The 17,952-nt window shown below is 65.6% G+C and carries 14 protein-coding genes and 1 pseudogene; 6 read left to right on the top strand and 9 right to left on the bottom strand.

Translation table 11 applies throughout. The annotated features are described in order from the left end of the window. Nucleotides 1-257: 257 nt before the first annotated feature. The 3 genes from ACE3SN_RS11290 (at nucleotide 258) to ACE3SN_RS11280 (ending at nucleotide 5,087) form a co-directional block, all read left to right on the top strand. Complete coding sequence (locus tag ACE3SN_RS11290) at nucleotides 258-1,100, top strand: molecular chaperone (protein WP_374530061.1); 843 nt, start codon at nucleotides 258-260, stop codon at nucleotides 1,098-1,100. 39 nt (nucleotides 1,101-1,139) lie between these two features. Then, on the top strand, nucleotides 1,140-3,848 hold the full coding sequence (locus ACE3SN_RS11285) for a carboxypeptidase regulatory-like domain-containing protein (RefSeq protein WP_374530059.1): 2,709 nt from the start codon (nucleotides 1,140-1,142) through the stop codon (nucleotides 3,846-3,848). An 84-nt stretch (nucleotides 3,849-3,932) separates the two neighbouring features. Then, complete coding sequence (locus ACE3SN_RS11280; protein ID WP_374530057.1) at nucleotides 3,933-5,087, top strand: acyl-CoA dehydrogenase family protein; 1,155 nt, start codon at nucleotides 3,933-3,935, stop codon at nucleotides 5,085-5,087. 87 nt (nucleotides 5,088-5,174) lie between these two features. Here the strand turns inward: ACE3SN_RS11280 and ACE3SN_RS11275 are convergent, their stop codons facing one another. Beyond that, a complete protein-coding gene (locus ACE3SN_RS11275; protein WP_374530055.1) occupies nucleotides 5,175-5,924 on the bottom strand; it encodes a glycine zipper 2TM domain-containing protein in 750 nt (249 codons plus the stop codon). Between the two features lie 184 nt (nucleotides 5,925-6,108). Then, nucleotides 6,109-6,591, bottom strand: coding sequence for a GAF domain-containing protein (locus ACE3SN_RS11270; RefSeq protein ID WP_374530054.1), 483 nt, complete (start codon nucleotides 6,589-6,591; stop codon nucleotides 6,109-6,111). A gap of 82 nt (nucleotides 6,592-6,673) precedes the next feature. Between ACE3SN_RS11270 and ACE3SN_RS11265 the strand changes: the two genes are divergently transcribed. After that, complete coding sequence (locus ACE3SN_RS11265) at nucleotides 6,674-8,146, top strand: sorbosone dehydrogenase family protein (protein ID WP_374530052.1); 1,473 nt, start codon at nucleotides 6,674-6,676, stop codon at nucleotides 8,144-8,146. 21 nt (nucleotides 8,147-8,167) lie between these two features. On the opposite strand, the gene ACE3SN_RS11260 is transcribed toward ACE3SN_RS11265, so the two are convergent. Then, nucleotides 8,168-8,992 (bottom strand): ATP-binding protein, encoded by an 825-nt coding sequence (locus ACE3SN_RS11260; RefSeq protein WP_374530050.1) that lies wholly within the window; start codon nucleotides 8,990-8,992, stop codon nucleotides 8,168-8,170. Beyond that, on the bottom strand, nucleotides 8,989-10,725 hold the full coding sequence (locus ACE3SN_RS11255) for an acyl-CoA dehydrogenase (RefSeq protein ID WP_374530049.1): 1,737 nt from the start codon (nucleotides 10,723-10,725) through the stop codon (nucleotides 8,989-8,991). The genes ACE3SN_RS11260 and ACE3SN_RS11255 overlap by 4 nt, the downstream gene beginning before the upstream one ends. A gap of 56 nt (nucleotides 10,726-10,781) precedes the next feature. Here ACE3SN_RS11255 and ACE3SN_RS11250 point away from each other — a divergent pair, with 56 nt between their 5' ends. Next, nucleotides 10,782-11,735: an L-threonylcarbamoyladenylate synthase gene (locus ACE3SN_RS11250; protein WP_374530047.1), complete on the top strand. Its 954-nt coding sequence runs from the start codon at nucleotides 10,782-10,784 to the stop codon at nucleotides 11,733-11,735. Here ACE3SN_RS11250 and ACE3SN_RS11245 read toward each other — a convergent pair whose 3' ends face one another. The 5 genes from ACE3SN_RS11245 to ACE3SN_RS11225 form a co-directional block, all read right to left on the bottom strand. Next, on the bottom strand, nucleotides 11,736-12,563 hold the full coding sequence (locus ACE3SN_RS11245) for a head GIN domain-containing protein (RefSeq protein WP_374530045.1): 828 nt from the start codon (nucleotides 12,561-12,563) through the stop codon (nucleotides 11,736-11,738). Nucleotides 12,564-12,686: 123 nt separating this feature from the next. After that, complete coding sequence (locus ACE3SN_RS11240) at nucleotides 12,687-13,220, bottom strand: CarD family transcriptional regulator (RefSeq protein WP_374530043.1); 534 nt, start codon at nucleotides 13,218-13,220, stop codon at nucleotides 12,687-12,689. Between the two features lie 321 nt (nucleotides 13,221-13,541). Next, a complete protein-coding gene (gene fdxA / locus ACE3SN_RS11235; protein ID WP_374530041.1) occupies nucleotides 13,542-13,880 on the bottom strand; it encodes a ferredoxin FdxA in 339 nt (112 codons plus the stop codon). A 15-nt stretch (nucleotides 13,881-13,895) separates the two neighbouring features. After that, nucleotides 13,896-14,189, bottom strand: coding sequence for an RNA-binding S4 domain-containing protein (locus tag ACE3SN_RS11230; RefSeq protein ID WP_374530039.1), 294 nt, complete (start codon nucleotides 14,187-14,189; stop codon nucleotides 13,896-13,898). A 12-nt stretch (nucleotides 14,190-14,201) separates the two neighbouring features. Continuing rightward, nucleotides 14,202-16,757 carry a helicase-related protein gene (locus ACE3SN_RS11225; RefSeq protein WP_374530037.1) on the bottom strand — a complete coding sequence of 852 codons (2,556 nt, stop codon included), beginning with the start codon at nucleotides 16,755-16,757 and terminating at the stop codon, nucleotides 14,202-14,204. A 168-nt stretch (nucleotides 16,758-16,925) separates the two neighbouring features. Here ACE3SN_RS11225 and ACE3SN_RS11220 point away from each other — a divergent pair. Beyond that, nucleotides 16,926-17,952 (top strand): annotated as a pseudogene (locus ACE3SN_RS11220) (M23 family peptidase); the annotation flags it as partial.

Genomic DNA, 17,952 nt, shown 5'->3' with positions numbered 1-17,952 from the left:
GCCAGCAGCCAGACCCCGGGTGTCTACAGCGGCACCTTCGACGTCTCGGTCGAATACCAGTAAGAAACTGTCCACTCCGCAGGGCCGGTCTCTGCGGAAGACAAGCAAAGGGGCCGCATCCGCCAAGCGTGGGTGCGGCCTTTTTCTGCGCCCAAGGATCTTATGGTTAGCCGAAAATTAACCCTGTTTTCCTAAGCCCTAGGGGAATTCCCGTGGGGTGAGATGCACCCCGCGACAAGTTTCTCAAGGGGTTGCCAATGCTGAACATTCGTCCGCTCCACCAGATCGTCCGCAGGATCATGATTGGTGGTGCCGCGCTGGCCGGAGCCCTTGGTGCGGTCCCGGCCGCGGCCCAGGGCGACCTGCTCGTCGCGCCGACGCGCGTGGTTATCGCCAACGGTGGCAGTGCCGAGGTGATCCTCAGCAATATCGGCAGCCAGCCTGCGACCTATCGCATCAGCCTCGAACTGCGCCGCATGGACGCGGACGGCGACATCAACGACGTTGCCGAAGCCGATGCCAACCAGACCGAACAGGCTGGCCTGGCGATGATCCGCTATGCGCCGCGCCGGATCACGCTGCTGCCCGGCCAGCCGCAGTCGGTTCGCATCTCGGTGCGCCCGCCCGAAGGGCTGCCCGACGGTGAATACCGCGTCCATATGAGCTTCCGCGCGATCCCGCCTGCCGTCCCGGCTGAAGCGACCGCCGACCCCAATGCGACGGGCGTCTCGATCAAGCTGGTGCCAGTTTACGGCATCACGATCCCCGTGATCGTCCGCAAAGGCCGGCTTGAGGCGAGCGCTACCCTCGCGAATCCGCACCTCGTGACGACGCCGCAGGGCAGCTACCTCGAACTCGACATGACCCGCACCGGCCAGCGTTCGGTCTATGGCGAACTCAATGGCAAGGATGCCCGGGGCCAGCCGATCTTCAGCCTCAAGGGCATCGCGATCTATCCCGAAGTTGGCCACCGCGTCGCACGCATTCCGCTCAACCCGGAACAGGCGGCGCGCCTCAAGGGGCCGATCAAGATCGAATATCGGGAACTGCCGGAAAATGGTGGAGCGCTGATTGCCGAAATCACCACGACGGTTAATTAAGATACTGATCTAAAGACATTTATCTGAAAATCTGACGTCATGGCAAACTGGTCCACCCGCTTCAGGCACCTGGCCGCGGCATTCGCTGCGGCCTGTGTCGTGCTTGGCGGAACCAGTGCCGAAGCCGCGCCCTGGCAACCCAGCGAAGATGACCAGTTGCTGCTCGAACTGCGCAGCGGCCAGTACCGGCTGGGTGACAACCTGCGCGGATACCAGACGCCCAGCGGCGTCTGCGTTGACTTTGCTGACCTGATCCAGGCGCTCGACCTGCCGGTGCGACTTGATAAAAAGTCGCGCCGCGCAACCGGTTGGCTCTTCGCGGAGGATCAGCGCTTCATTCTCGACCGCGAAGCCAATACGGTACAAACCATGAACGGCGCTCGCGCGATCGGCGCTACCGCGATCGTCGACACACCCGAAGGTTGGTGCATGGACCTTGGTGCGCTCTCGACCTGGCTGGGGGTCCAGTTCGCACCTGACCTTGGAAACCTCGCGATTGTTATCAAGTCCGACAAAAAGCTGCCGTTCCTTGAAGGGATCGAGCGCAAAAGTCGCGCCGCGCGACTTCGCACCCCCGGTCTGGGCGAATTCGACCTCGCGAAGATGCCGCAGGCCGATGTGCCGTACCGCGATTGGCGCACGCCTTCGGTCGATGTTCAGGTCCAGACCCAGTGGAGCCGCAGCGGCGGTACCCAGGTGCACTATGAGGCGCTCGCCAGCGGCGAAGTCATCGACATGAGCTTTACTGCGCGGCTGACCGGATCGAAGTTCGGCATTCCGGATTCCCTGCGCTTCACGCTCTATCGCAACGATCCCGATGGCGGCCTGCTCGGCGGCCTGCACGCGACGCAGCTTGCCTATGGCGATGTTTCGACCGAGCGCGGTGCGCTGACCGGTCAGGGCGCCTATGGCCGCGGGGCGTTCGTTTCGAACCGGCCACTCAACCTGCCCGCGCGCTTTGGCGTGACCACGCTGCGGGGCGCCTTGCCCTCAGGATGGGATGCCGAGCTCTATCGCAATGGCGAATTGCGCGCCTATCAACCGGATCGCGGCGATGGGCGCTATGAATTCGCCGATATCGAGTTGCTGTTCGGGCAAAACGACTTCGAGGTCGTGCTTTACGGCCCGCAAGGCCAGATTCGCCACGAGCGTTCGAGCGTGCCTGTTGGTGCCGAGGCGATACCGGCAGGCAAGACCTGGTTCTGGGCTGGCATCCTTCAGGATGGTCATGACCTGATCGACTTTACCGACAAGTTCACCACTCCGCAGACCGGCTGGCGCTGGGGCGTCGGGGTCGAGCGCGGCCTTAACAAGCGGACCTCGGTCGGGGTCGAGTATCAGTCGCTGATGCTTGACGGCCACCGCCAGGACTATCTCGAAGCAACGCTGCGTCGCTCGTTCGGCGGCCTCCTGCTCGAAACCTCGGCTGCCCAGCAGTTCGGGGCGGGCCGCGCCTTGCGCGCCGAGGCGCTGGGCCGTGTCGGCACCGTCCGCTTCGATGCGCAGGTGCTGTGGGTCGATGGCAATTTTGACAGCGAGCTCGTCAAAGCCCAGCAAAGCCACGAATATAGCCTGCGGCTCAACGTGCCGGTGCGCGTGGGTTCGTGGAGCCTGCCGCTGGAAGGCGGCGTGCGCCAGGTTCGCACCCGCGACGGTCGAGAAGTTACCGAATGGTTAATGCGCGGCGCGCTGCACATCAATCGGGTCTCGCTCAGCGCCGAGTTGATGTACCGCACCGTTGGCGGGCCGAATGCGGCGAGCGGCGCGGACAATCCGGGCACGGTGCTGACCATCATGGGCAACAGCTCGATCGGCCGGGTACGGCTGCGCGGTTCGGCCAAGTTCCGTCTCTCGGGCGCAGTTGGCGGGACCGAGCGGCGCGGGTTCGAACAGGGCCAGTTCGTGGTCGAAGCACCGCTTGGACCGCGTTCGACCCTGCGGGCCGGCTATGAATTCGATGCGCCCGCCGCGAGGCACGAGTTCACGCTGGGCTATGTCCACCAGTTTGACCGGTTCGCCCTGCGCGCCGATGGCCGCGCTGACACCGCCGGGCGACTGAGCTTCTCGTTGACCGCGGCGTTCAGCTTCGGTCCGGATCCGGTTGACGGCGGTTGGCGCACTTCGCGCGACCGGCTGGCCGAGAATGGCCAGGCCGCGATCACCGTGTTCCGCGACGAAAACGGTGACGGCTATCAGCAGCCGGGCGAGGAAACGGTCGAAGGCGTGACGGTCGAGGCGGGCTATCGCCATAGCGACAAGCCGACCAACGCCGATGGCCGCGCAGTCATCGACGGATTGCAGCCCTATGTCCCGGTGCTGGTTTCGATCGACACGGGTTCGCTGCCCGATCCACTGCTCCAGCCCAAGGGCCGCGGCATGGTTGTGGTGCCGCGCCCTGGGGTTCAGGCCAGCCTCTCGCTGCCGCTTGCCCCGACCGGAGAGATCGAGGCGATCCTGCTGGGCCCCGATGGTGAACCGCGCGGCGGCGTGACGGTCGAACTGACCGACACCGCGGGGCGCGTGATCCTGCGCGGCCTCTCGGACTTCGATGGCTATGTCCTGTTCGACACGGTGCCATATGGCGATTACCGCCTGCAGATCGGCAGCGCGAGTGCGACCGCACTGGGCGTGCGCCAGCCGGTTGCGAGCACGCTGCGGATTGACCGTGCCAATCCCTCGCTGCGGCTTGGGCGCATTCGCCCCGAACTGGCGCCGCAAACGCAGCAGGCGGCCAACTCGGCTCCTTAACCGCTCGATTAAATTCGGCTTGACCGCCGCGCGGCCTCGTGCCTAACCCTCTTGCCAACAATTTCCTGTCAGAGAGGATTCCCCATGTCGCTCGATAACCTGCATCGCACCTGCTATAACGAAGACCACGAAGCGTTCCGCTCAACCGTCCGCCGCTTCGTTGCCGAGCAGCTTGAACCCAACGCCGCCAAGTGGGACGAGGACGGGATCATTCCCAAGGACGTCTGGCCCAAGGCCGGGGAGCTGGGTCTGCTCTGCCCGACCGTACCCGAAGCATATGGCGGCCTCGGGCTTGATTTCGGCTACAACGCGATCATCGACGAGGAAATCGGTTATGGCACGGACGTTGCCACCGGATTCTCGCTGCAATCGGACATCGTCGCCAACTATCTCATCCAGTACGGTTCGGAAGAGCAGAAGCAAACCTGGCTGCCCAAGATGGTTTCGGGTGAGGTGGTGACCGCCATCGCCATGACCGAGCCCGGCACCGGCTCTGACCTGCAGGGCCTGCGCACGACGGCCAAGAAGGATGGCAATCACTATGTCATCAATGGCAGCAAGACCTACATCACCAACGGCCAGAACGCCGACCTGATCCTGGTTTGCTGCAAGACCGATACCGAAGTGCAGCCGGCGTGGAAGGGCGTCTCGATCATCCTGGTCGAAGCCAATCGCGAAGGTTTCAAGCGTGGCCGCAACCTCGACAAGGTCGGGCTTGATGCAGCCGACACCTCGGAGCTGTTCTTCGAGGACGTGCGCGTGCCGATCACCAATTGCCTCGGCGAAGAAGGCAAGGGCTTCATCTACCTGATGAGCGAACTGCCGCAGGAACGCACGGGCATTGCCATTTCGGCGCAGGTCGCCGCCCAGCGCGCCTTCGACATGACCGTCGAGTTCTGCCGTGAGCGCAAGGCGTTCGGCCAGACCGTGCTCGATTTCCAGAACACCCGCTTCGTCCTCGCCGATCTCAAGGCCAAGCTGCAGGTCGGCTGGGCCCACCTTGACTGGGTGATCGCGCGCCATCTCAAGCATGAACTGACCTCGGTCGAAGCCTCGGCCGCCAAGCTGTGGCACACTGAACTGCAGGGCGAAGTGGTCGACAAGTGCCTCCAGCTGCACGGCGGCGCGGGCTTCATGAACGAATATCCGATCGCCAAGCAGTGGCGCGGCGCACGCGTGACCCGGATTTTCGGTGGCACCAGCGAAATCATGAAGGAACTGATCGGCCGCTCGCTCTAAGCGGGGGCAAAGGCGACAAGTGTCCCTGCCGATGTCGGGGGCACTTGCAAAAAAGGGGGCTTTGAGCCCCCTTTTCATTGCCGACAATCAGTCTGCCCGGACCCGCTTGTCGGGCACGATCTTGACGCGCTTGTCGGGGATGTGGCGCTTGTGCGGCCTGGCAGGCGTCACTTCAACCCATTCCTCGACCACGGTGGTTTCGACGCATTTGCGCTTCGGCGCGGGAGCGGCTGCGACCATGACAGGCACCATCACCATGACGGGCTGATAGGTATAACCATAAGCGGCATAGCCCTGCGGGCCATAGCCCGGAGCCTGCGCGGTGTAGCGATCGAGATAGGTCTCGCACCAGTCGCGGGCGCGGTTGCTGTCGGCCCGGCTGCCAATCGCTCCGCCGGCCACCGCGCCGACAGCGGCCCCGGCAATCGTGCCGACCGTGCGGTCGCCCTCGCCAGCAACGCGGTTGCCAATCACCCCGCCGACGACACCGCCAACCACGGCCCCGGTGACGGTCCCCTTGCTGCCTTTGTGAGTCCGGCGGCATTCGGCCAGCCAGTCCTCGCGTGCGCGCAACCAGGCGGCCTGATCAGTGCCCGGACCTTGCTGCAATGGCTGGTCATAACCGACCGGCTGCGCAGGTAGCTGCTGGACCGGGGGCGGCCCCTTCCATTCGGGCCGCGGATCGTAAGGGGTGTCGCCGTAAACACGGCCTTCGGCATCGATCACGGTGCCGGGCGGCGGTACGGGCTGCGCAAGCACGGGCTGGGCCAGACCGGCCAGAACGGTTGCAGCCAGCGCGGCGCCAAGCACCGGCAGGCGGGCGGTACGATTGGTCATTGCATTCCCCTCGGGGCACAACCGGTCGAATCCCGGTATTAACCCGGAATTTAGCATCGCGATGCGCAGGAAACCAAGTCGAGCGGACAGGAGAGTGACTCACTGTCCCGAAGTGGAGCAGTACTGGCTCGAAGTGGAGCTGTGCTAGCCCGATGCGCAGCAACGTCCCGAGCGGCGAATTGGCTCAGATCGAGGATGCGATCAGTGCGGCAAGGGCTTCGATACCCCGCGCATCGTCGGCGTCGAAGCGGCCAATCTCGGGACTGTCGAGATCGATCACCGCAATCACCCGCCCATCGCGCAGCACCGGCACGACCAGTTCGGAAGCGCTTGCTGCATCGCAGGCGATGTGGCCGGGAAAGGCATGGACATCGGGTACCAGCTGGGTTTCACCGCGCGCCGCCGCCGCTCCGCACACCCCCTGGCCCAGGGCAATGCGGATGCACGCCGCCTTGCCCTGGAACGGGCCGAGCACAAGTTCACCATCGATCATCCGGTAAAAACCGGCCCAGTTGAGTCGGGGGACGAATTGCCAGATCAGCGCGGCAAGGTTCGCCATATTGGCGATGCCGTCACGCTCTCCGGCGACGATTGCCCCCGCAGCCTCGGTCAGGTCGCGATAGAGTTCGGTCTTGGACTGGTTGGGATCTGGCTCGAATGCGTACATGATCAAGCCACCTAGCCCAGCAAGCCTCGCTCGACCAGTCCCGCCTTGCCGCCCGGCGCGCTTGGCCTTAATCTCCCCCGCCATGACGACCAAACGCAAGCTGCTTGTCGCCCTCGCCGTATTCCTGATGGTCTTCGGCGGCCTGGCCTATTGGATCTGGCGCGGAACTCCCGCTGAATACACCGAAGACGAACTTTCGGGCCGCGATCCGGTGATTTCGAAGCCCAAACCTGAACAGATTCCCAGCGTCGCCATTGCGAAGCCGATCGGCTGGGCCGCTGGCGAAGCACCCCAGGCCGCCAAAGGCCTGCAAGTGACCCGCTTTGCCGACGGGCTGGATCATCCGCGCGTAATCTATGTGCTGCCGAACGGCGACGTGCTAGCTGCGGAAGCCGATGCGCCGGGGGGAAATCTGGGCGGCGGGCTGACTGCCAAGGTGGGTGAAATCATCATGAAGCGGGCCGGGGCGCATGGCACCTCGCCCGACAAGATCGTGCTGCTGCGCGACACCAATGGCGATGGCAAGGCCGACCAGAGGTTCGTTTTGCGCGAAGGCGAAACTGTTATCTCGCCCTCGGGCATGGCCTGGCGGGACGATACGCTCTACGTCGCCAACCACGACATGGTGCTCGCCTATAGCTACAAGCTGGGCGAAACCGAGATCAAGGGCGATCCGCGCAAGGTGATGGACCTGCCGGCGGGCGGCAATCACTGGATGCGCAACCTCGTGCTCAGCCCCGATGGGCACAAGCTCTACGTTGCGGTCGGTTCGGCAACGAACATCGGCGAAAAGGGCATGGAGCTTGAGCAGGGCCGCGCCGCGATCTGGGAAAAGGATCTCTACAAGGACGGCTACCCGCGCCAGTACGCGCAAGGACTGCGCAACCCCAACGGCATGGGCTGGAACCCCTCGACCGGCGAGCTCTGGGTCGTCGTCAACGAACGCGACCAGCTCGGACCGGATCTCGTCCCCGACTATCTCACCAATGTCCCGGTCGGCGCGCACTACGGCTGGCCGTGGGTCTACTGGAAGAAATATGATGACGACCGCGTGAAGAGCGCTCCGCCCGAATACTTCGACGATTTCGTGCGCAAGCCCGAATATGCGCTGGGCGCCCATGTTGCGCCGCTTGGCCTGGCCTTCGCGGTCGGCGGCGAACTGCTTGGCCCGGACTATGCCAATGGCGCCTTCATCGCTCGCCACGGATCGTGGAACCGCACTCCGCTATCGGGGTATGACGTGGTCTTTGTGAAGTTCGACGCCAATGGCAACCCGCAGGGCAAGCCGCTGCCGGTGCTCACGGGCTTCCTGACCGGCGATGGCAAGACCCACGGCCGACCGACCTGGGTAGCCTTCGCCAAGGATGGCGCGCTGCTCGTCAGCGACGATACCGCCGGGATCGTCTGGCGCGTCACGGCGCCGGGAGCCAAGCCCAGTGCGCCGATCAAGCCGGTGGTGACCGAGCACATGCCGCCACAGCGCGAGCTGAAGGGCGACCCGAACGCGCAGTTCAAGGCCGATTTCAAGGCCGATTCGAAGGTCAAGCAGCAGTAAGCGGCCCGGCTTCGGGCAAGGTTAGAGCGCCTTGCCCGCCCGTCCCGCCAGTTCGGTGATGTAATGCCAGGCAACGCGGCCCGAGCGCTGGCCGCGGCGCTTGGCCCATTCGAGCGCGTGGTGCTCGTCGAGCGGCAGCTCAAGCTCGGCGCAGTAGCCTGCGATGATCGCGAGATAATCGTCCTGGCTACAATTGTGGAAGCCGATCGACAGGCCGAACCGGTCAGCCAGGGCCAGCCGGTCGTCTACCGCATCGCGCGGGTTGATCGGGTCGTCCTGCTCGGACAGGTGCCGCGCCACGATCGCGCGGCGGTTCGAGGTGACTGCGAGGCGGACATTGCCCGGTCGGGCTTCAACGCCGCCTTCGAGCCACGAGCGCAGTGCGCGCGGACCTGCGCCGTCGCTGTCCTCGAAGCCAAGGTCGTCGATGAACACCAGGAAGCGGCGGTTGAGCTGACCTAGCGTCGAGAACAGGCCCGCCAGCGTCGGCAGGGCATCGGGGGCGACCTGCACCAGCGCGATTGCGCCGGGGTCGGCGGCATCGGCGGCGACCACGCTGGCGCGCAGCAGCGCCGACTTACCCATGCCGCGCGCGCCCCACAGCAGCATGTCATGGGCGGCATGGCCGGCGGCGAGGCGGGCAACGTTGCCCGTCACCAGTTCTTTTTGCGGATCGATCCCGCGCAGCAGCGACAGCGCCGGGGCGACAATCCGCCCCACGCCGCGTGCCGTTCCATCCCAGACATAGGCCGGTGCGCTTAGCCAGTCCGTGGCGGGCGGCGCGGGCGGGATCAGCCGTTCGAGTGCGTCTGCAATCCGGGCCAGCGGATCTCCCTGATCGCTCATCCGGCCAGCGCCTCGGCATCGAGAGCGTATAGCAGGCCGGCGCCGGCCGTGGCAGCCGCTTTCAGGCCCTGCGCCTCGGGCACGATATGCTCTGCAAAGTAGCGCGCGATGACCGGCTTGGTCTGTGCAAGCTTGCCCCCTTCCGCCTCGGCCGCGCGGGCCTGGCGCAGCAGCTGCCACCCGGCCACGGCGACCGAGCACATCGTGCAGAACGGCACACTGCCCGCCAGTTTGTCGTCGAGGCTGGCCTCGCCCGCCATCCATTGCGCGATGGCGATGCAATCCTGCGCCAGCTCGGCGAGCGGCGAGCCTGCGCCCGCCTCGCGCGCCACATCGCCCAGCAGCGACGTCAATACGCCGCCGTTTTCATAGCCCAGCTTGCGAGTGACAAGGTCGGCGGCCTGAATGCCGTTGGTGCCTTCGTAGATCGGCGTGATCCGGGCATCGCGGTAATGCTGGGCGGCGCCGGTTTCCTCGATAAAGCCCATGCCGCCGTGGATCTGCACGCCAAGGCTGGCAACTTCGCAGCCGATGTCGGTGCCCCAGGCCTTGATCATCGGCACGAGGCAATCGGCGCGTTCCTGCGCACCTGCCACGCCGAGCGTCCCGCGATCGACTTGTCCTGCAGTGTAATAGAGCAGGGCGCGCGCGCCTTCGGTCAGCGCCCGCATCCGCAGCAGCATTCGCCGCACATCGGGATGCTCGACAATCGCGACCGAATCCTTGCTGGGCGAGCCTGCGCGGGCCGACTGCACACGCTCGCGCGCATAGTACTGCGCCTGTTGCAGCGCGCGCTCGGCAATCTGCACGCCCTGGTTGCCGACGTTGATGCGGGCCGAGTTCATCATCGTGAACATGGCTTTCAGGCCGCCGTTCTCGTGCCCGATCAGCTCGCCGATGCATTCATCGTTGTCGCCAAAGCTCATCACGCAGGTGGGCGAGGCCATGATCCCCAGCTTGTGCTCAAGGCTGACCACCCGCACATCGTTGCGCGCGCCCAGGCTGCCATCGGCGGCAACGTGGAACTTGGGCACGATGAACAGGCTGATGCCTCGGCTCCCGGCCGGTGCGCCGGGGGTGCGGGCCAGGACGAGGTGGACGATGTTCCCGGCCAGATCGTGCTCGCCCCAGGTGATGAAGATCTTGGTGCCCTTGATCAGGTAGCGTCCCGCGTGTTCGCCCTCGGTGATCGGGGTTGCGGTGGTACGCAGTGCACCGACGTCGGAACCGGCCTGCGGCTCGGTCAGGTTCATCGTGCCCGACCATTCGCCGCTGATCAGGCGCGGCAGGAACAGATCTTGCTGGGCCTGACTGCCGTGATGCGCAATTGCCTCGATCGCACCAACGGTCAGCATCGGCAGCAGCCCGAAGGCCATGTTGGCGGTGCCAAGGTTTTCGATCACGTTGGCTGCAAGCGTGAAGGGCAGACCCTGACCGCCAAAGCGCTCGTCTCCGGCAATCGCGTTCCAGCCCTGCTCGACATAGGCGCGGTAGGCGGCCTCGAATCCGTCGGGCAGTGTGACCCGGCCATTGGCCAGCACCGCGCCTTCAAGATCGCCCTTGCGGTTGAGCGGAGCCCATTCGCCGGCGGCAAAAGCGCCAATCCCTTCAACGATGGCTTCGACCATGTCCGGGCTGGCGGCGGCGAAACGGGGATGGGCGGCGATTTCCTCGATCCCGGAGTTGACGCGGATCGCAAGCACCTGATCGGCGGTGGCGGCTGTGAATTCCATGGCTTCCCTCGCGCTTTTCCTTGGCTTTCGTACAGAGCGCCTATAGCGCAGGCACGATGAGCGACAAGCCGCAAGCCACGCGTATTCTCACCGCGGACGCCTCCGGTATTGCGGAGGCGGTTGCGGCGCTTCGTGGCGGCGGACTGGTTGCCGTTCCGACCGAGACTGTCTACGGCCTGGCCGCGCGGGCCGACAGTACAGATGCCGTAGCGGCAATCTACCGTGCCAAGGGCCGCCCCGATTTCAACCCTCTGATCGTCCATGTCGCCAGCCTCGCTCAGGGCGAGCAGATTGCCGTGTTCGATGAACGGGCAAAGTTGCTCGCCGCCACGTTCTGGCCGGGTGCGCTGACCATGGTCTTGCCGCTGCGCGATGATGCGCGAATCGCCCCGGCGGTGACGGCGGGCCTGCCAACCGTGGCGCTGCGCTGTCCGGCCCACCCGGTGATGCGCGCGGTGCTTGAGGCGAGCGGCCTCGCGCTTGCCGCACCTTCGGCCAATCGCAGCGGCGCGGTCAGCCCGACGCGGGCGAGCCATGTGGCGACATCGCTCGGCGGGCGGATTGGGCTGGTGCTCGATGGCGGGGCCTGCGCGGCAGGGATTGAAAGCACGATCGTCGCGCTGCGCGAAGGTGGCGGCTGGCAGGTGCTGCGCCCCGGACCGGTCACCGCGGCGCAAATTTCTGCGATTCTCGGACCCGAACTTGACGTCACGGCGGCGGGCAGGGGAATCGAGGCCCCGGGCCAGCTGGCAAGCCACTATGCGCCGGGCAAGCCGGTCAGATTAGGTGCCGAAAAGGCTGAGGCGGACGAATTCCTGATCGGCTTCGGTCCGGTTGGCGGGGATGTCAGCCTGTCACGATCGGGCGATCTCGCCGAAGCGGCGGCGCGGCTCTATGAGTGCCTGCACCTGGCCGCGGCGGCACCGCAGCCCAGGGTCGCCGTGGCGACGGTGCCAGACAGCGGCATCGGCGCGGCGATCAACGACCGCCTGCGCCGCGCCGCGGCCTGATCAGGGCGCCGCGGGCGCCTCGGGCGCTTTGGGCGGCTCCGGAGCCTGCGGGGCTTCGGTCTTGTCATCCTTGTCGGCTGACTGAGCCGGGGTTTCGCAAACCAGTTTGCCAGAACCCATTGCGCTGACGGTGCAGCGCGCGCGGCCCTTCACGGTTACCGTGCCAGAACCGAGGATGTCGGCCTTGACTTCGCCGTCGGAAGTAAAGGCGGCCCCGCCCGAACCGGCGATCGTGACCTTGGCCTTGTCGACCTTGACCGCATCGAGCTGGGCGGAGCCGCTGCCAAGGATCGTCAGGTCCAGCGTGCCGACGTTGCCGGCGGCACGGAAGCTGCCCGAACCGGGCAGGGTGACCTCCAGCTTGCCGCCCGAAACGCTGCCCGCTTCGATCTGGCCCGAACCGGCCACGGTAACTTCGGCATCGGGCGCCAGGGCGGCGGCGGTAATCTTGCCCGAACCCAGCATGTTGATCTTGCGCGGCGCGGGCATGGTCACGTGGACCACGGCCACCTTGTCGCCGCTCAGCTTGAACTTGCCCTCGCGCAGGATCGCGAGCGAGCCGTCCTTGAGCGCGAAGCGCATGTGTTCGACCACCTCGGGATCGCCATCGACTGTGATCGCCAGCTTGTCCCCACTTGTCACTTCGACCTGATCGGGGCCGAGCAGCGCGATTTCGTCGGGCGCCTTGCCGGTGAGATCGAGTTCGGACAGCTTCTTGCCCTCCTCGCCGTTGATCGTGATGTTGGCCCCATCGCAGCCCGAAACGCCAGCGGCCATGGCCACCGCGATCACGGGCGCGAAGGCGCGCAGAAACTTGCCAAGGTTCATGCCGAAACTCCTATGCATTGTGTATTAGAGTAATAATACAGCATGACGCACCTTTCAAGGGGCGCAACGAAAAGGGCCGCCCCGACGGGGACGGCCCTTTTTGCAGTCCGGCTAGGTTGCGGATCAGGCGGTCGCCGCTTCCGCGTAGTACTTGGGCGCATGCTCGTTGAGGATCGCGAGGATCTTCTTGAGCGCAGCCGGTTCGTCGGTCTTCTCCATCGCGGCCAGTTCGCGCGCGAGACGCGAAGAGGCGGCTTCGAAGATCTGGCGTTCGGAATAGGACTGTTCCGGCTGATCGTCGGCGCGGAACAGGTCGCGCGTGACTTCCGCGATCGACACCAGATCGCCCGAATTGATCTTCGCTTCGTATTCCTGGGCGCGGCGCGACCACATGGTGCGCTTCACCTTGGGCTTGCCCTTGAGCGTATCGAGCGCTTCGCGCAGGGTCTTGTCCGACGAGAGCTTGCGCATCCCGATCGCTTCGACCTTGTTCGTGGGAACACGCAGGGTCATGCGTTCTTTCTCGAAGCGCAGGACATAGAGTTCAAGCTTCATGCCGGCGATTTCCTGCTCCAGCAGTTCAATCACCCGGCCAACACCGTGCTTGGGATAAACGACGTAGTCACCAACATCGAAGGCGTGCGCCTTGGCCACCATGTAACGTCCTTTCATTCGCCAGGACGGACGCGATTCGCGCCACCAGTCGGGTTATGGGATCCGTACTCTGCGGGAAAGGGGGGTAAAGCCCCTGCGACCCGGTCCGATGTCCCCATCAACCGCGCTGTTCGTCCTGCCTTTCATGATCGTCGGCTGCGGGATGGGGCGCAAAAGCCCCGGCAGTCGCGGATTATATAGCATATCCGCAACAAAATTACCAGCGCACAGAATCACGCGCCGGGTCCGCCGGTTTCACGCTGTCGGGAAGGACGGGAACACGGCGCGGATCCCCTTGATTCGCGCCGGATTCCGTAGGGTCGATCAGTCGCCTTCGCCGGGCTCGGCCGAGAAGTACTTTTCGAACTTGCCTTCCATGCCCTTGAAATCGTCCGCGTCTTCGGGCGAATCCTTCTTGGCGGTGATGTTCGGCCATTCGCCCGAGTACTTGGCGTTGAGTTCGAGCCACTGTTCCAGCCCGCTCTCGGTATCGGGCAGGATCGCCTCGGCCGGGCATTCCGGCTCGCAAACGCCGCAGTCGATGCATTCGCTGGGGTTGATCACCAGCATGTTCTCACCCTCGTAGAAGCAGTCCACCGGGCAGACCTCGACGCAGTCCATGTACTTGCACTTGATGCAGGCGTCGGTGACGACATAGGTCATGGCAGGCTTGTCCTCTTAAGGTAATTCGTTCCCCTGCGCTGCTATGGGATTTTCGCCCGCGCCGTCAAGCGTCCGATAGCAGGCCTGCGCTTCGCTGGCGGGACCGCGCCGTTCCGGCAGGTTCAGCACCTCGATCACCCGCACGCCGCTGCGCAGTGGCAGGGTGAGCACATCGCCCGCCTTGATTGCGGCGCCGGGGCGCTCGATCCGTCGCCCGTTGACCCGCATGTGGCCATCCAGAACCCAGTCATGCGCCAGCGTGCGACTGGGGGTAAAGCGCAGGAACCAGAGCAGCTTGTCGATCCGCATCGCGCCTCCTGTCTAACGCACCAGCGTGGCCAGGGCGGCAAAGGCGCTACCCTCGCGGGACGGATGCGGGCTGGCATCGCGCCCGCTCTCGCCCCCGCGGCGGACAGGCCTCCAGCGCCAGCGTGGCGGTGTCGGCGGGCCAAATGCGCCCGATGGCAGCGGGCGCGGCGCGTTGGCATTGAAGCCGCCCTGCCGCAGCAACTGCGCATAGGCCGGCGTTGCCAGGCCCATCGAAATCGCCAGTGAAGGATCGAGGATAAAGCTCTTGCCGGGCGCGGCCACCCGGATGCCGTGGGCCTCGCGCAGCAGCTTTTCCGCCATATCGATGCGCAGTGCCTGACCGCCAAGCCGGCGGTAGCCCGGCGGGCAGGGCGAGGCCTTGCCCGGCAGGGCGATGACGGCCGGCATCCCCGGCGCTGGCTGGGGCAGGTTGCGGCCCAGCGCGGCGAGCAGGCTTTGCCAGGCGCCGAGCGCCGCAGGCTTGAGCATTGCGGGCATGAACACGTCGAGCGCGCCAACCCGCACGCCCAGCTTGCGCAGCCTGTCGCGCTGATCCTTGCCAAGCGATTCGAGGCCCGAGGCCTGCCGCTCGATAATCCCGCCCGCTTCGACCAGGCGGATCAGCATGGCGCGCAGTTCGGGCCCAGCCTCGATCGCGGTGGTAGCGGCGGACAGCTCGCGCAGCGGTGCCAGCGGCGCCAGGATCCGCGCGATTGCCGATTCGATCCCGGCGCGCAGGGCTTGTCGCGGCGCTTCGGGAATCTGGGACAGTGCCTGATGCGCTTCGAACTGCGGGTTCAGCGTGTCGCGTCCCGCGACCAGGCGGCCCAGCGGCGCGCCTTGCCACGCGATCTGGGGACCGCTCAGCGCCAGGGTCTGCGTACCGGCGGTCAGCGCATCGGCCAACTCGGTCGCGCGTGAGGCGAGCAATTGCGGCAAATGGCGCTCCGCCGCAGCCAGCAACAGCTTGCGGTCGGCCAGGCGGGCATTGGCATCGACAGTGAAGCGAAACCCATCCAGCCGGCCGATGTGTTCGCCATCGACCAGCACGTCGTCATTTTCACATGTTACAGGAAGCAAAGCGGTATCCGGTCCCAGTTTTTTCATCAGGATTGAGGTGCGGCGATTGACGAAGCGTTCCACCAGGCGCCCGTGCAGGGCATCCGACAGGCGCGCTTCGACCGCGCGGGCGCGCGCGGCCATTTCCTCGCGCCCCAGCACCCAGTCGGGCCGCTGCGCGATATAGGCCCAGCTGCGGATCGCCGCGATCCGCATCTGCAGGGTGTCGATGTCGCCGCTGACGTTGTCGAGCTCGGCGATGGAACGCGCAACGTAGTCGCTGCCCAGCTGCCCGCGCCGCAAGTCTTCCCAGATCCGGGCAACGAAGCGGGCATGATTCTCGGTTCCGTAGTTCCTGAAATCGGGCAGCGAGCAGCATTCCCAGAAGCGGCGAACTTGCGCGGTTCCTCGAATTGTCCCGGAAATCTGAGGGTCAGCAGAGAGGTATTTCAATACCGCAAGATCGATTGCTTCCGGCGCGGGAGCCAGTTGAGGCAGCGTCGGGCCGCTCTCCAGATCGGCGATAAGTGTATCGAGCAAAGTGAACCGCGGCTCAGCCTCGCGCCAGAACAGCCGGGTCAGCGGGGGGAAGCGGTGCTCCTCGATCGCGTAGATTTCTTCCTCGGTGAACTCGGCATCGTGGCTGCCCGATCCGGCCAGGGTGCCAAAGGTGCCGTCGCGCTGGTGGCGTCCGGCACGGCCGGCGATCTGGGCCATTTCGGCCGTGGTCAGACGGCGCTGGCGCACCCCGTCGAACTTGCTGAGCCCGGCAAAGGCGACATGGCCGACGTCAAGGTTCAGCCCCATCCCGATTGCATCGGTGGCGACGAGGTAATCGACCTCGCCCGACTGGTAGAGCGCGACCTGGCGGTTGCGGGTTTCGGGCGAAAGCGCCCCCATCACCACCGCCGCGCCGCCGCGAAAGCGGCGCAGCATTTCGGCCACGGCATAGACCTGCTCGGCCGAGAAGGCGACGATCGCGCTGCGCGGGGGAATGCGCGAGAGCTTCTTGGCGCCCGCGTGGCTGAGCGTTGAAAAGCGCGGGCGGCTGACAATTTCTGCCTCTGGCACCAGCGCCTTGATCATCGGCTCCAGCGTGGCCGAACCCAGGATCATTGTTTCCTCGCGCCCGCGCGCGTGGAGCAGGCGATCGGTGAAGACGTGGCCGCGCTCGCGGTCGGCGGCGAGTTGCGCTTCGTCCAGTGCGACGAAGGCGAGGTCGGCGTCCACCGGCATGGCTTCGACCGTGCAGAGCAGCCAGCGGGCGTTCTTCGGTTCGATCCGCTCCTCGCCGGTGATCAACGCAACCCGGTCCGCGCCCTTGATCGCGCAGACCCGGTCATAGACCTCGCGCGCCAGCAGCCGCAGCGGAAAGCCGATTGCGCCCGAGGAATGGGCGCAAAGCCGCTCGATCGCGAGGTGCGTCTTGCCGGTATTGGTCGGCCCAAGCACGGCCTTCACCCGTCCGTCGGACGAGCGGCGTGCATGGGGAGGGGGGGCGCGCTCCATGCGGGGAGATTAGGCATCCCTGCGTATGGGCTGCAAGGCACGCTTGGTTAACTTCACCAACACTTTGTCGCAAAATTGGATTTGCCGAATCCCATGGGACTTAGGCGAAGATTAACCATCGTCGGTGCAGGGAGGGCGCTAAGTTGCAGCAGCCTTGGGGCAATACCTGTGTTCAAACCGCGCGAAGTGCTGGAATCCGGCAGCGGTGGCCCCATATCGGGCGTTGCCGCGCTTTCGCGCGCGCTGGTCGAGCCGGGTCAGGACACCGTCGAGGACATTGCTGTGCAACTGACCTTTGGCGAACGGCTGCGCGCGCGCTGCGACGCCCTCATCGACCATATCGCCCATCCCGACTTCACGCCCGACCTCGCCGAAGACATCGGCAGCGGCCGGTGGTTTCGCGGGCTCGGCACCATGCTGGGCCTGTGTGCCCTGGCGCTGGCGTTCTGGCCCGACTTTTCCTCGCTCGAAGCGGCGCCGACCATGCGCCTTGACGCGGCCGCGCGCGATGAATTCCGCAGCCAGACGATCCAGCCGCTCGCTTTGGGTGCCGACACCGGCCGGCGCATGGCCGCTGGCTCCATGCTGGTGCCGGTCTCTTCGGTTCCCGAACGCACCAGCGTGCAGGTGACCGCGACGTTCGGGCAGGGCGACAGCATTACCGGCCTCTTGGGGCGGATCGGGACTTCGGGGGGCGATGCGCTGCGCGCCGCGCAGCTTATCGCGGGTCTGGTCGATCCGGCCTCGATCGCGCCGGGCACCCAGATCGACGTGACGCTGGGCAGCAGCGATCCGGCCAGCGGGGGGCGGCCGCTCGAGCACCTGGCCTTCCGCGCGCGCTTCGATCTCGATCTCAGCATTTCAAGGCAGAATGGCGCGCTTGCACTGCAAAGCCATGCCATCGCGGTCGATACGACCCCGCTGCGGATCCGCGGCACTGTCGGCACCAGCCTTTACCGCTCGGCCCGCGCATCGGGTGCGCCGATCGAGGCGATCCAGCAATACCTGATGGCGCTCGACCAGCATCTCAGCCTCGATACCGCGATCGAGCCGGGCGATACCTTCGATATCATCGTCGCCTACAAGCGCAGCGCCGATGGCGAAGTGCAAGTGGGGGACCTGCTGTTCGCGGGGCTGGAACATGACGGCAAGCCCAAGGCGCAGCTGCTGCGCTGGGGCAAGGAAGGCCAGTTCT

Origin of the sequence: Novosphingobium sp. (genome assembly GCF_041915465.1) — a bacterium.
Taxonomy (GTDB): domain Bacteria; phylum Pseudomonadota; class Alphaproteobacteria; order Sphingomonadales; family Sphingomonadaceae; genus Novosphingobium.
Note: the sequence above shows the minus strand (reverse complement) of the source record. Positions and strands in the feature narration are given on the sequence as shown.

Excerpts from the sequence above, each read along its gene's own strand:
- ACE3SN_RS11290 (WP_374530061.1), top strand. The coding sequence starts at position 258 with ATGCTGAACATTCGTCCGCTCCACCAGATCGTCCGCAGGATCATGATT.
- ACE3SN_RS11285 (WP_374530059.1), top strand. The coding sequence starts at position 1,140 with ATGGCAAACTGGTCCACCCGCTTCAGGCACCTGGCCGCGGCATTCGCT.
- ACE3SN_RS11280 (WP_374530057.1), top strand. The coding sequence starts at position 3,933 with ATGTCGCTCGATAACCTGCATCGCACCTGCTATAACGAAGACCACGAA.
- ACE3SN_RS11275 (WP_374530055.1), bottom strand. The coding sequence starts at position 5,924 with ATGACCAATCGTACCGCCCGCCTGCCGGTGCTTGGCGCCGCGCTGGCT.
- ACE3SN_RS11270 (WP_374530054.1), bottom strand. The coding sequence starts at position 6,591 with ATGTACGCATTCGAGCCAGATCCCAACCAGTCCAAGACCGAACTCTAT.
- ACE3SN_RS11265 (WP_374530052.1), top strand. The coding sequence starts at position 6,674 with ATGACGACCAAACGCAAGCTGCTTGTCGCCCTCGCCGTATTCCTGATG.
- ACE3SN_RS11260 (WP_374530050.1), bottom strand. The coding sequence starts at position 8,992 with ATGAGCGATCAGGGAGATCCGCTGGCCCGGATTGCAGACGCACTCGAA.
- ACE3SN_RS11255 (WP_374530049.1), bottom strand. The coding sequence starts at position 10,725 with ATGGAATTCACAGCCGCCACCGCCGATCAGGTGCTTGCGATCCGCGTC.
- ACE3SN_RS11250 (WP_374530047.1), top strand. The coding sequence starts at position 10,782 with ATGAGCGACAAGCCGCAAGCCACGCGTATTCTCACCGCGGACGCCTCC.
- ACE3SN_RS11245 (WP_374530045.1), bottom strand. The coding sequence starts at position 12,563 with ATGAACCTTGGCAAGTTTCTGCGCGCCTTCGCGCCCGTGATCGCGGTG.
- ACE3SN_RS11240 (WP_374530043.1), bottom strand. The coding sequence starts at position 13,220 with ATGGTGGCCAAGGCGCACGCCTTCGATGTTGGTGACTACGTCGTTTAT.
- fdxA (WP_374530041.1), bottom strand. The coding sequence starts at position 13,880 with ATGACCTATGTCGTCACCGACGCCTGCATCAAGTGCAAGTACATGGAC.
- ACE3SN_RS11230 (WP_374530039.1), bottom strand. The coding sequence starts at position 14,189 with ATGCGGATCGACAAGCTGCTCTGGTTCCTGCGCTTTACCCCCAGTCGC.
- ACE3SN_RS11225 (WP_374530037.1), bottom strand. The coding sequence starts at position 16,757 with ATGGAGCGCGCCCCCCCTCCCCATGCACGCCGCTCGTCCGACGGACGG.